Origin of the sequence: Nocardia sp. NBC_01009, assembly GCF_045208035.1 — a bacterium.
GTDB lineage: Bacteria > Actinomycetota > Actinomycetes > Mycobacteriales > Mycobacteriaceae > Nocardia.
The window spans coordinates 3,885,324-3,899,556 of record NZ_CP108695.1; the positions used below are offsets into that span (position 1 = coordinate 3,885,324).

General features: G+C 59.7%; 5 protein-coding genes. 3 read left to right on the forward strand and 2 right to left on the reverse strand.

All coding sequences use genetic code 11. The features are described from left to right. Positions 1-1,152: 1,152 nt before the first annotated feature. A complete protein-coding gene (locus tag OHA42_RS17475) occupies positions 1,153-1,722 on the forward strand; it encodes a hypothetical protein (RefSeq protein ID WP_406238381.1) in 570 nt (189 codons plus the stop codon). Between the two features lie 431 nt (positions 1,723-2,153). On the opposite strand, the gene OHA42_RS17480 is transcribed toward OHA42_RS17475, so the two are convergent. Beyond that, positions 2,154-2,930 (reverse strand): thioesterase II family protein, encoded by a 777-nt coding sequence (locus OHA42_RS17480; protein ID WP_406238383.1) that lies wholly within the window; start codon positions 2,928-2,930, stop codon positions 2,154-2,156. Positions 2,931-3,076: 146 nt separating this feature from the next. Next, positions 3,077-4,177: a TIGR03617 family F420-dependent LLM class oxidoreductase gene (locus tag OHA42_RS17485; protein ID WP_406238385.1), complete on the reverse strand. Its 1,101-nt coding sequence runs from the start codon at positions 4,175-4,177 to the stop codon at positions 3,077-3,079. Between the two features lie 1,113 nt (positions 4,178-5,290). Between OHA42_RS17485 and OHA42_RS17490 the strand changes: the two genes are divergently transcribed. Next, the gene (locus OHA42_RS17490) at positions 5,291-7,267 is read left to right on the forward strand and encodes a thiamine pyrophosphate-dependent enzyme (protein ID WP_406238387.1); all 1,977 of its coding nucleotides are present in this window, start codon (positions 5,291-5,293) and stop codon (positions 7,265-7,267) included. 19 nt (positions 7,268-7,286) lie between these two features. After that, positions 7,287-14,159, forward strand: a complete 6,873-nt coding sequence (locus OHA42_RS17495; protein ID WP_406238389.1) for an SDR family NAD(P)-dependent oxidoreductase — start codon at positions 7,287-7,289, stop codon at positions 14,157-14,159. Positions 14,160-14,233 lie beyond the last annotated feature (74 nt).

Below are 14,233 nucleotides of genomic sequence, written 5' to 3' on the forward strand. Positions count from 1 at the left end.
CCAGCTCGGTTGCCGAGCCGACCAGCGGGCGCGTACATCGGTAGGTTCGGTCATAGGTCTACTTGTTCGAACAGGCAGTGCACGTCCCCGACACGGAAGTTGCTGTACGAGAAGCGATTCCCGCATGTCTGCGAATCTTTCATCGAGAAGAAGCAGTATACGCACATCAGTACCGGCTGGAAACGTCGGCACGGCAAGATCTGGTTCGATCAAACTTCATCCGGGCGGTTGGTGCTGGGAATTCGGCTGAGACAGGCGCAGCATCCATCGGAATCTGCGCGATTACGACCTGCATGTGGAGCTGCATCCAACAGCGGCGTGACGGCACGCAGATGACGGGGGTGCAGTTGACTAGGCAACACTAGCCGGCCGGGACGCCGCTGACAGCGTCAGCGATGCCTGCGATCGTCTCGAAAACATTGCCCGACTTAAGCTTTGGTAGTGACAGACCTAGAAGGCGTAGAACAGGCAGTAGACCTGCTCTGGACACACCTTGCCCTACCTGCCACTGTGATGGTCTGATGCCCATGCTAATCTGCGAGACGTCAGACCCGCCACAAACGCAATCGCGAGGACTACGGAACGAATGGGCCGCTACTCCGTCGTAATCATTCCCCGTGTTGACCACAAGGATGGGGAGTCCGGTGATGTTCCTCGCCTGACCATCGGTGTCAGCAACGACGGCCCAGAGCCGCGTGTCACTGATATCGCGATCAATACAACCTCGCCGGCAGGGTTGACCGCAGACAGCATCTTCGACATCGATGTCTCGGCGATTGTGGCTGCGCTCGCTGCTAGGTTCTCGCATACCGCCTTGCCGCCGGGATCGATGGACCCGCCAGTTCCGGGACCGCTCGGGGAGACAGCATCCGCCGGCACGCAGCCAAGCGGGAGCGGCTCAGGCAGCCATGTGGTAGCTGAAGCTGGCTCAGGTTCAGAATCCGGTAGGGCATACCGGAAGATGCCCGAGGTCAGCGAGCTCCTTGCGACCTACCGGCAGGTCGGTACCGTCACCGGGGTTGCCAAACACTATGGCGTACCTAGGCACACGGCCCAAGGATGGATGGGACGGCTTCGCAAACTGGATCAGCAGCAAGATTCGACTCCTCGGGGATAGCAGATCGACCATCGCCTGAACGGACTCAGTAGACCATGACAGACAATTTCTCGATCATGATCTCGAACTCAAGTACCGGTGCCGTCTTGGTGACCGCGACGGTCGAGATTCATGGGGATGTGCCGCGACTAGCCGAGATTCATGCCGAGCCAACTGATGATGGGGGCTTTGTCCCCCAAGCGTTGGCGCACATCGATTTTCCGCTCCTTGTTCGAACTGCGAATTTGCTGTCGAGTACATCTGCATGCGTCTCCGCGGCGGCAACGTCGAGCATTTTGGAGGAGGGAGGCGATCAACAGCCAGTGGAAAAGGTTGGTGCAGTTCGCACGTTGGAGGAGGCAAACGGCTTTTCGCCTGCATCAAACGACGCCACAGGGCGGATCGACGAAACCCATGAGCAAACGCAGCTCCGAAACGGCCAAAAAGCCAGCGTGCCAGCAGACTTCGGAGTGACCTACTGGCGGCTCGGCAGCATCGCAAAGGTATCTCGGCATTATGGCGTCCCCCACTATATCGCGCAGGACTGGATCAAGTCCCTTCAACAACAAGGCAAGCTGGCCAATCCCTGGCCATCAAAGACTTCGCGGCCCCGGCACCCCCAGTAACCACCAAATTCCGGCTGTAGCAGACCGGGTCCGCTGGCCACCTGAAACCATCTGCAACATCTGTGTTTCGGTGCCGGGTGAGCAGATCACATTGGAATTTCTGAGTGCCGCCGACGATCTGGATTGTGTTGTCCTTAGAGCACTAGGGCTGACGCAGTATAAGCCGGTAGGTGGTAGCGTCCGCCTTTGTCGACGCGTGCGATAATGAGTCGTCCGGTTCCGCAGGGAGGCCAAGGGTGTGACGCGACTAACGCACCTCACTTGAGCTCAACTACTTTAAGATGAGGAGGCGTGACTGTAGTCAAGGCCTTAAGCTAGGACCGGTCAAGAGGATTTGCCCCAAAGAGCAGACCTTCGTGCTCTAAGGTGTGCGGCGTGCGATGAGGATCTGCCGGGGTTAGGAGCCGCGTACGTGAGGAAGTCGCCACATGTTAGAGTTGGCCAGCACGTGTAGGCGTCAATTTGCCGAGCTTATTACGAATGATTTGTGTAACCTCAGGCACTTGCTCATTCAGATAGAAGTGGCCGCCAGGAAATACGTGCATTGCGAATTCCGACTCAGTGTGCTGGTGCCAGCAGCGAACTTCATCAATGGAGACTCGAGGGTCTGCATCGCCGGCCAGGCCAATAATTGGACAATGTAGCGCTGGGCCAGCTGTATGTTGATACAGCCCGATCGCCCTATAATCGTTGCGCGACACTCGCACGATAGATTCGGCCATTTCAGGGTCCTGTAGGAGCGCACTACTGGTCCCGCCCAGTCGGGTCAGTTCCGAAATTAGTTCAGAGTCTTTTAACGAATCGAGCTGTTCGTCGCGATAAATAGACGGTGCTCTGCGACCTGATGCGAAGAGAGCTAAAGGGTAGTGGGGAGAATTGGTTCCGAGTAGTCGTGCTGTTTCGTATGCTACGACAGTACCCATGCTGTGGCCGAGAAAAGCGGTCGGCTTCGTATCGATCTGCACGATTGCGGCAGCGAGCCGCCGCGCGATGTCGGCGATGCTATCGACTAGAGGCTCTCGGTGTCTATCCTGTCGACCGGGATATTGAACCGCCAGTACCTCGATCTCCGGGTGCAGGCTCCTGGAGAATGGGAGAAAGAAGGACGCAGAACCTCCGGCGTGCGGAAAGCAGATCAGCCGCACGGGAGCCGCAACTGCAGGGCTATATCGTCGAAACCACAATCCCGTATCGGAATTATCAGCCATTTCCTACCTGTCTCATACGAGGGAATCGGCGTAATGCACACCGCTGCCGAAGCGGGCGAAGAATACGCTGCTAACATTTCTTCGAATCGGGTATTTTACCGGTATTCGGCTATCTCGAAAGGCGAAATAGAGGTAGCTCACGAACTCTAGTTCGCTAAGCGGCTTGCGCGAAGAGCTGATGTGAGGGCTGCCCCATCGTCGGGTTCGGCGGTATAGATAACGGGTGCGATTCGATCTGCAATGCCGGCGAAGCGCTTCTGAGCTTTCTCCAGGACTTCATCATGTCGACCGATCAAGGTGAATATGTCCAAGATTTCATCCGTAACCAGATCCTGCATCTGGCGCGGCTGGTCACCCGTACCCGAAATGAAGATCTCCGTGACACGTTCACCCAAGTGTCCAAGACCATGCAGATCGAATACAGCTCGAGCGTCTGCAGGGCTACTGTGCAGAGCGAGTTGAAGCCGGGCCTTCGCCGCCGCAGTCTCTCGGTCGTCGACCGAGTCCCCCATCACTGTCATGGGAACACCCATGATTGTGAATTCATCGCGAGTCCGCCCGGACTTCGTGAGTCCTCGCTCTACGGCGGGGACGAGGACTTCAGACAGATGTCGTGCGGTGGCGAATGGTGGGGCGATCACTCCGTCCGCAATCTCGCCGGCGAGCTCCGCCATCTTTGGGCCGACGGCGGCCATGAAGATCCGAGGCGGACCATACGGGTTCGGGGGCGGGCAGACGAACGGTGGCATGAGAGTGTGCGTGTAGAAGCGGCCACGAAAGTTCAAGGGCCGCTTTGTATTCCAGCAATCCCAGATGGCTCGAAGTGCACCTACGTACTCGCGCATGCGACCCAGTGGGCGATCTGCCGGCATGGAGAATCGATTTGCCAGATGGCTCTGGTGTTGGGGGCCAAGGCCGAGGATGAATCGGCCCCCAGTGAGTGCCTGCAGATCATGCGCAGAGTAGGCGACGGTCATTGGGCTGCGCGACAACGCAATGGTGATCGAGGTACCTAGGTCGATGGTTCTAGTGGTGGTTGAGGCATAAGCGAGTGGCAAGAACGGATCATGTAACCGCTCGACTGACCAGAACCCGCCTGCGCCTGCGCTTTCGCAGGCTGCGGCATCGGTAGCGATCTTCTCTGACGAGTATTCGGAGAACGACTCCAGATCCACGATGCGATCGATGGATGCTTTCGAACTCGGCCGAACTGGTTCGGCAGACGTGCTTGACGTCGTGAGGCTCATGAACTCATTCCTTATAGAGACTGCTACAACGAGGATCCTGAACGTCGTCCAATGCCAGAATCGCCGATGAGCCATGCTCAGCTCACCCAGTGTTAAACGGGGCCAACGCAATCGCAGGTCCGTCTTAGGAATTTGGCGAGGCGGGGCCGACCAATGGTGACGCCCGAGAGCGACGGAGACGTTTGTCCAGGCCCCACGGGCGCAAGTGAGGACCGTTCTGTGCGGCTTCGACGGAGGGGCTGAGATTAGAAGTGTGGGATGGTGACTCTAGGGGGTGGCCAAAAGAGGGTCGGGGGATCGGCCAGACGTACTGCCATCGAAGTTGTGCAGCACTCGCGCGACTGTGGCGCTAACCAGCATGTTGATCCCCCTCAAGACGTCATTGGCATACGGTCAGGACCGGAGTCCTTGCCCTGCAGGGTATTTCGATGATCTTGAAGTTGTCAACTGAGCTGGTCTTACCGGTTGCGGAGTGCCAGAGGGGGTTTCGTGAACTTCTGGTGTTGGGTTGGTTACGTCTGCCAAAGGATCGCCGATCGCCGCTTGCCTGGTGGAGTTGGTATCGCCTCGCAACCATGCTGGTCATCTGCCCAGCGTGCTGGGCAGATGTGCTCGTGATACATCCCTAGTGTGAGGAACGTGATCTGCGAATAGGGGCCGGTCGACAGCGCAAGGTTATAGGGGAATCAAATTGGTGTGTGCTAGTTCACACAATTCGTTTGGCTTGCGATCGTGTGATGTAGTGTGCCGGGAAGTGGCTGCTCCTCCGACAGTGGAGCGCACCTGCGGGGGCGGCCTTCTGTTTTTGGTCTTTTACCTTTGGGGATTCCTGCTACTCGGCCGCCGCGTCGTGAAGTAGCTGGAATAGCCAAGCTGTCGATTTAGGGGGATGATTCCGGTGCATGGCTCGGCCTCTCAGGCTCAATTCGAATTCGCCGTTGCTGTCCTTGTTGTACCTTGCCGAACCTCATGCATTCTCGCGATGACTGATGTAGTAACCGGCGCTTCGAAGACGCTAAACGTCTGATCCAAGACCTCTAAGGACCCAAGAAGTTTTGAGTATGAAATATCAAATCCTTGATGGTGGCGGTTTCGGTGGGAAAGGATCGCAGCGTGACGACTATCGATTCTGAAAAGCTCTTCTTTGGGCCAACTTCCGTGGATTTGCAGAGCATGCTGCATGCAATGCTGTCATCCAGGGAATTTGATCGACGTGCAGGAATGTTGAGCCGGCAGGGCAAGGCCTGGTTTCATATCTCTTCATCGGGTCATGAGGCGCTGGCCGGTGCCGCGGTTTCGCTGCGTTCGGATGACTTTATCTTTCCTCATTATCGGGATCGTGCTCTATTGATGATGCGTGGGATGAGTGTTACGGATATGACTCGCGACCTCATCGCAGCTCCGCAATCGCATTCTGGTGGTCGGAATATGGGCTCGCACTTCAGCTCAAGAGAACACAATGTATTCTCTATCGCCAGTCCTGTCGGTAGTCAGTGCCTTCCTGCGGCGGGTGCCGCATGGACACAGAAGCTCACCGGCACAGATAACGTAGTGTTGTGCTCGATCGGCGAGGCCTCGACACGACAGGGGGAGTTCTTTGAGGCTGTAGCGTGGGCTGTGGACTGCCAACTTCCGATAATATTTCTGGTGTCGGATAACGGATATGGCATCAGTACGCCAACTACGGGTCTTGCGCCAGTACACCGGCCGGTCCTGCACGATTCTCTGGTGCGGAGAATTGACGGTGTATCGCCAGTGGATGTGGCAGTCGCTGTTGGTCAAGCTGCCGCCTCCGCTAGGATTGGTCGCGGGCCGACTATTCTGTGGTGCGACCTAGACCGCCTGGATTCTCATACTTCTTCCGACGATCACCGCGTGTATCGGGATAAAGCCGACCTCGCCAAGCTTAGGGACCCTGTCGATCTTTTTGCGCAGCAGCTAATCGCTCAAGGTCTACTGAGTAATGAGGAACTCGAGGCGCAACGTTGTGAGATCCGTGGCCGAGTTGACGGTGAGGTATCGGCGGTGTTGGGCGAGGCGGCACCCGATCCGTCAACTATCGGCACCCACCTGTACTCGTCGGCAAACACGGCCCCAATTCGGATAAGTGGGAAGTACTCCACTATTGTGGAAGCAGTAAATGGGTCTCTAAGGCATGGCCTGGAAGATTATCCCGATATGGTTCTCTTCGGTGAAGATATTGAAGATCCGAAGGGTGGTGTTTTTGGCTTCACCAAAGGACTCGGAAATGCTGGCGGCGGGAGGGTATTCAACTCTCCACTCGCAGAGGCGACTATTGTAGGTGCTGCCGTAGGTCTGGCTGCAACTGGAAAACGACCCGTAGTTGAACTGCAGTTCGTTGACTTTGTGGGTCCAGCTTGGAATCAGATTACTAACCAGTTGGCGACGCTCAGGTGGCGTACAATGGGCAGTTGGTCATGCCCCGTTGTAATGTATGCACCATACGGCGCATATCTCCCCGGTGGTGGAATTTGGCATTCGCAGAGCAATGAAGCCATGTTCACTCACATTCCAGGCCTGAAAGTGGTGGTGGTCAGCCATGCGGATGATACTGAGGCCGCATTCTTGGCTGCCTTCGCCAGTGAGGACCCTACTCTAATCCTGCTGCCAAAGCATTTGATGCGTATGCGCGACCTAACAAGGTCGCATCCCGTGCGTGACGCTGGCCGTGCGAGGGTTGTTGCAAAAGGCGAAGACATCACAGTGGTGGCCTGGGGAAATTGTGTTGAGCTGGCAGTTAGTGCTGCGACTGAGCTTGCGGCGGAATCAATTTCGGTCGAGGTGATTGATCTTGTATGGCTGAGTCCGTGGGATCGCGACGCTGTCTCTGAGTCCTTGGCGAAGACGGGCCGACTTGTTGTAGTCGAGGAAGATAACCGAACCAGCAGCTTTGGCGCGAGCGTATTGACCGAGATGGCAACGAACGACGAAGATTTCTTCTCGCTTGCCGCTCCGCCTCGCCTAGTATCCCGACCGGATATTCATATTCCATTTCACCCGATCCTCGAGTCGGCTGTAATGCCAAGTGTCAACGATGTCGTGAATGCTATTCGTTCGACGCTAAACTGAAGCTTAGGAAACCATTGCCATGGCGCTTGAAGTTCAAGAAATCCGAGTTCCGCAGATGGGGGAGGGGCAAGTAGAAGTTCGAATTCTATCTCTTCACCTAGCTCCGGGGGATAGTGTCGAAAAGGACTCTCTGCTCTATGAAATAGAAACAGACAAAGCTCAACTGGATCTGGAATCCCCAGTCGATGGCATTTTGTCCCGATGGCTAGTAGAAGAAGGCGATGTCATTGGGATTGGTGCTATAGTCGCCGAGGTCTTGGTCGAGGCGTCTGACGGTTCTTCGTCGCATATTGTCGGGGACGGCGGGGTAGCTGTGCGCTCGAAACGGCCTGTGGGAGAGGCCGAAACCGCCGCGGTTGGGGTCAAAATTCCTCCTAGAACGCGGAAGTATGCGTTAGACCGTGGTATCGACGAGGCGGTTCTTCGACAGATAAGGCCGCAGGGCAAGCTCCTTGCTCCAGCGGATATTGCTGCCTATCTCGCCGCCCATGCAGGTGATCGTGGCGATAGCCGCGAATACGCCGATGTGGAGCTAAGTCCACGGCAGATAATGCTGAATTATTCCATGACGGACGCACGAGATACTGTTGTAGCGGCGAGTATCACCGTTGAAATACCGAGCGAAGATCTCGCTTGTGCAACCCGTGCGCTGGCTGTTGAGAACCCCGAGGTGGGTTTGCTCACTGAGTTCCAGGCTTTCGTCTGGCTTGCAGCAAGGGCTGCAGCTGACCACAGGTCTGCTCGGTCCCAGTTGGTTGATCGCAAGCGGCTACGCGTAATGGATCACGTAAATGTCGGCCTCAGCGTGGCAGTCCCCGGAGGGGATCTGAATGTTGCTAAGATCGAATCGGCGGACAAACTGTCCATTGGGCAGTTCTGGTCGAAATTTCTCAATGCGGTGGATGCTGCAGCTGGCGGGGCAAATACTGTAGACAGCTCGGTTACTCTGATTTTCTCCCATCTGGGAGAGGTCGTGCATGACGCGATTCCGCTCGTTGTGCCTCCTGCGGTAGCAACCCTTTTCCTTAGCGGGGTGACTACGGGCAAGTCTGGATCAGTTCGCCGAATGGTGCTCGCTTTCGATCATCGGGCATTCAATGGCCAGCAGGCGGCGGACTTCTTGAGTGATGTAGCCAAGATCGCCGCAGATTATGCGGGACGCTTCGTTCGCGAGGAGGATCCTCACGAGACGAGTAATTCCTTGTCCGATCCGGTGGTTGATGGCTACATCAAACTTGTCGAGCAGTGCGCTCGGGAGGTTCTTGGAGAGTCGATCAACGTAAGGCGGCCACTAAGCGAGCTTTCGATCGATTCGCTACGGGTGACCGCTCTGACTGCCAAGTTGAACGAAAGGTTCGATTCGAGTCTTTCGCCTGCGACCATCTACAACTGCCGATCCCTAGTTGATGTACTGCGCTACCTCAAGCCGGATACCGCTGTGTACGTGCGTGAGCTGGTGTCCGGTGGTGAGGTCGACGAGGTCGTTTCGGCTGTGGTCGGTGTGGACGAGCCTGTGGCGATTGTGGGTATGGCGTGTCGTTTTCCGGGGGGTGTGGGTTCTCCGGAGGATTTGTGGGAGTTGGTTGCCGGGTCGCGGGATGTGATCGGTGAGTTCCCGGCGGATCGTGGCTGGGATGTGGAGGGGTTGTTCGATCCCGATCCCGAGGCCAAGGGTAAGTCGTATACGCGTGAGGGCGGGTTCCTCTACGAGGCGTCGGAGTTCGATGCGGGGTTCTTCGGGATCAGTCCGCGTGAGGCGCTGGCGATGGATCCGCAGCAGCGGATGCTGCTGGAGGTGTCGTGGGAGGCGATCGAGCGGGCGGGGATCGACCCGAAAGCGTTGCGCGGCACCAACACCGGTGTGTTCACCGGTCTGATGGCTGGTTACGGTTATCACGTGGTCGCAGGTGGCGGCCTCGAAGGATACCTGTTGACCGGCGGTGCGGCCAGCGCAGCTTCGGGCCGTGTGTCGTATGTGTTGGGTTTGGAGGGGCCTGCGGTGTCGGTGGATACCGCGTGTTCGTCGTCGTTGGTGGCGTTGCATCAGGCGGTGGCCGCGGTGCGTGCGGGGGAGTGCGGGCTGGCGCTGGTGGGTGGTGTGACGGTGATGTCGACTCCGACGATCTTCGTGGAGTTCTCTCGTCAGCGGGGGCTTTCGGCGGATGGCCGGTGTAAGTCTTTCGCCGCGGCCGCGGATGGCACCGGCTGGGGTGAGGGTGTCGGTGTGCTGGTGGTGGAGCGTTTGTCCGACGCGATCCGTCGTGGGCACGAGGTGTTGGCGGTGGTGCGTGGTTCGGCGGTCAATCAGGATGGTGCGTCCAATGGTTTGACCGCGCCGAATGGTCCGTCGCAGCAGCGGGTGATTCGTCAGGCGCTGGCGAACGCGCGGGTGTCGGCGGCGGATGTGGATGTGGTGGAAGCCCATGGCACGGGTACCACGTTGGGTGATCCGATCGAGGCACAGGCGCTGCTGGCGACCTATGGCCAGGACCGGCGTGAGGGCCGGCCGCTGCTGTTGGGCTCGTTGAAGTCGAATATCGGTCACACGCAGGCCGCCGCGGGTGTGGCCGGTGTGATCAAAATGGTGATGGCGATGCGGCACGCGGTGGTGCCAGCGACGCTGCATGTCGATGAGCCGACACCGCATGTGGATTGGGCCGCGGGTGCCGTCGAGTTGGTGACCGAGCCGACGCCGTGGCCCGGGTCCGATCGGCCTCGTCGTGCGGCGGTGTCGGGGTTCGGTGTCAGTGGCACCAACGCGCACGTGATCCTCGAACAGGCGCCAGCGGCCGAGACGACCGCGCCGGCCGACGCGGCGCCGGTATCACCGGATGAAGCAGGGATGCCGGCCGTGGGTGTTGCTGCGTCGTGGCCGGTGCCGTGGGTGTTGTCGGGGCGGAGCCGGGAGGCGTTGGCTGGTCAGGCTCGGGCGTTGGCTGGATTTGCTGAGCGGTATCCCGATGTCGATGTCTGTGATGTGGCGTCGTCGTTGGTGGATTCCCGGTCGCGGTTCGAGCATCGGGCGGTGGTGTTCGGTGGCGATCGTGACGCGTTGGTGTCGGGTTTGGCCGCGGTCGGTGGCGTCGATCCGATGCCGGGTGTGGTCGAGGGTGTGGCCGGTGTCGGGAAGACGGTGTTCGTGTTCCCGGGTCAGGGCGCTCAGTGGCTGGGCATGGGACGAGAACTGCTCGATTCCGCGCCGGTGTTCGCCGAGGCGATGAACGAGTGTGAGCAGGCTTTCGCGCCGCTGGTGGACTGGTCGTTGTCGGATGTGCTGCGTGGTGGTGCGGGTGCCCCGCCGCTGGACCGGGTGGATGTGGTTCAGCCGGTGCTGTTCGCGGTGATGGTGTCGCTGGCTCGATTGTGGCAGTCGATGGGTGTGGAACCCGCTGCGGTAGTTGGGCATTCGCAGGGTGAGATCGCTGCGGCTTATGTCGCTGGTGGTTTGTCGTTGCCAGATGCCGCGCGGGTGGTGGTGTGTCGTAGTCGTCTGGTTCTTCAGCAGTTGGCTGGTGGTGGCGGGATGGCTTCGGTGTCGCTGCCGGTCGAGGCGGTGTCCGAGCGGCTGGCGGTGGCCGGGCCGGGGCTGGGGATTGCCGCGGTCAACGGTCCGAGCTCGGTGGTGGTCTCCGGTGAAGCCGGGGCTTTGGAGCAATTCCTGACCGCGTGTGAAAGCGACGGGGTGCATGTGCGCCGGGTCGCGGTGGACTATGCCTCGCATTCGCCGATGGTGGAGGTGCTGCAGCAGGACCTGCTGAGTGAGCTCGCCGATATCGCGCCGCGGTCGTCGAGCATCCCGTTCTACTCCACGGTGACTGCCGCTCAGCTCGACACCAGTGGTCTGGATGCCGGCTACTGGTATGCCAACCTGCGTGAAACCGTTCGCCTCGAGTCGGTGACTCGTTTGCTGCTCGAGGACGGCCACACTCTGTTTGTCGAGGTGAGCCCGCATCCGGTGCTGACCATCGGTTTGCAGGAGACGTGTGAGGATGCCGGTGGGCGTGGTGAGGAAGCCGCGATCGTCGGTACTTTGCGCCGCGACCAGGGCGGCATGATCGATTTCTTGTCCTCGTTGGGACGGGTGTTCGCTTCCGGTGGTGTGGTGGATTGGTCGGCGGTGCTGGCTGGTCGTGGTGGGCGTCGGGTGGATTTGCCGACCTATGCCTTCCAGAGGCAGCGGTTCTGGCTCGAAACCGACACCCTCACCGGTGATGTGACCAGTTTCGGTTTGGAAGATGCCGAGCATCCGTTGTTGGGTGCGGTGGTCGAGTTGCCCGAGGACGAGGGTTGGGTGTTCACGGGCCGGTTGTCGTTGCGGACTCATCCGTGGCTGGCCGATCATGCGGTGGCCGGTGTGGTGTTGTTGCCGGGTACGGGGTTCGTCGAGTTGGCGTTGCGGGCCGCTGACGAGGTCGGTTGTGGTGGGGTGCGTGAGTTGACGCTGGTCTCGCCGCTGGTGTTGCCCGAGCACGGGGCGGTGTCGCTGCAGGTGCGGGTGTCGGCCGCTGATGCGGACGGGTCGCACGCGATCTCGATCACCTCCCGCGGTGAGGGCGAGGGCGCGCAGCGGGTCGTGCATGCCCAGGGCAGTTTGTCCTCGGTGGCAGCGGTGCCGGAGTCGCTGGTGCAGTGGCCGCCGGCCGACGCGACCACCATCGATTTCGATGGCATGTACGACCGCTTGTCCGATATGGGTTATGGCTATGGGCCGGTCTTCCAGGGACTGCGGTCGGCATGGCGTCGTGGTGAGGAGGTCTTCGTCGAAGCGGTCCTGCCCGAGCTCACCGATACCGGGGCCGGTGCTGATCGGTTCGGGATCCATCCCGCCCTGTTGGATGTGGTGTTGCATTCGGTGTTCATGGGTGGGTTCGCGCAGGGCATGGTGTTGCCTTTCTCCTGGAGTGGTGTGTCGTTGCAGCAGAGTGGTGTCGGGTCTGTGCGGGCCCGGATCGCTGCGGTCGGCTCGGACACCGTGTCGGTGGAGGTCGTCGATACCGTGGGACGGCCGGTGTTGTCGGCCGAGTCGCTGATGATGCGCCCGGTATCGCTGCAGGAGTTGTCGGCTGCGGGAGCGGTCCGTGACGGGTTGTTCCGGGTCGAATGGTCGGCGATGCCGGTGGAGCCGGTGAGCGTGTCGACCGGCGTGTTCACGGATCTGGATCCGGAGCAGACTGTCCCGGACGTGGTCGTGTTCGACTGCGGTGACGGCAACACCGTGGACGCGGTTCACGGTGTGGTCGGTGAGGTGTTGACAGTTGTGCAGCAGTGGCTTTCGGATCCGCGCTATGCGTCGTCGACCTTGCTGATACGCACCCGCGGTGCAGTCGCTGTCGATGGCGAGGACATCACGTCGCTGGCCGGTGCCGCGGTGTGGGGTCTGGTGCGTTCTGCGCAGGCAGAAGATCCGGGTCGGATCGTGCTGGCCGATGTCGATGACCAAGTCGATGCCGCGATGGTGCTGGCCTCGGGCGAACCGCAGGTGGTAGTGCGTGCGGGAACAGTGCATGTCGGCCGGCTCGCACGGATTGCGGCAGCGGTGCCCGAACCTGCGGTGCCGGGGTTGTCGGATGCAGCAACGGTGCTGATCACCGGTGGCACCGGAACGCTGGGCGCGATGTTGGCTCGTCATGTCGTGGTCGAACACGGTGCGCGGCATCTGGTGTTGACCAGCCGACGGGGCCTTGAGGCTCCGGGCGCGCATGAGCTGGTGACCGAGTTGTCGGGACTGGGTGCACGGGTAGAGGTGGTGGTCGCCGACATGGCCGACCGCGCAGCGGTCGAGCAGGTGCTGGCGGGTATCGCAGCCGATGAGCCGTTGGCGGTGATCCATGCTGCCGGCGTGCTCGATGACGGGGTCATCGGGTCGATGACCCAGCAGCGACTGGACACGGTGCTGACTCCGAAGGTCGATGCCGCGCTGCATCTGCACGAGGCCAGCCGTAACCGTGTGGTGTCGGCGTTCGTGATGTTCTCCTCAGCGGCTGGTGTGTTCGGCACCCCCGGACAGAGCAACTACGCAGCGGCCAACGCCTTCCTCGATGCCCTGGCTGTTCATCGCCGCCACGCCGGGCTGCACGCGCAGTCCCTGGCCTGGGGATTGTGGGCACAGTCCAGTGGCATGACCGGCCACTTGGATGACACCGATGCCGCGCGGTTGAGCCGGGGAGGGTTCGTCCCGATGCCAGCCGAGGAAGCATTCGAACTGTTCGACCACGCCCTGATCGAGGGCGGTGTCAACACCCTGACCGCACGGTTGGACCTGGCCGCGGCCCGTGACCAGGCCGGGTCGGGCTTCGTCCCCGCACTCCTGCAGAACTTGATCATCCGCGGATCCCGACGCGCAACACGCGCCACCGAAACCTCGGCCTCAGGACTGACACAGCGTTTGGCAGGACTGCCCGAGGCCGAACAGCAGCAGCTGATCATCGAGGTGGTCCGTCAGCAGGTCGCCGCAGTCCTCGGACACAACGACACCAACACCATCGACACCGATCAGAACTTCCGCGACCTCGGCTTCGACTCCCTCACCGCCGTCGAATTCCGCAACAGGCTGAGCAACGTGATCGGCTCCCGGCTGGCCCCCACACTCGTATTCGACTACCCCACCATCGAAACACTATCGAATTACCTGTTGGAGAGTATGGCGACGACTAGGACGAATATCGAGGAAGGGAATCTTGATGACGCGTTCCGTCATATAGAGGGACATCTAATAACTCATCAGGGTGACCAATCAATTCGTTCGGCCATTAGGGCTCGGTTGAAGGATCTCCTCTCCACCTACGAGGATGCCGGTGATGATCGCGATGTTGTTGAAGGGGCGATGGATCTTCAGTCGATATCGAACGACGAGCTGTTGGATCTGATCGAGAACGAACGCCGCAATTCCTAGACGTCATGCCACCTACACGTAAACCTGCTGATCTTCAAGTTCGCGGCTGGAGACTGTTCGATGAGTAACGATAA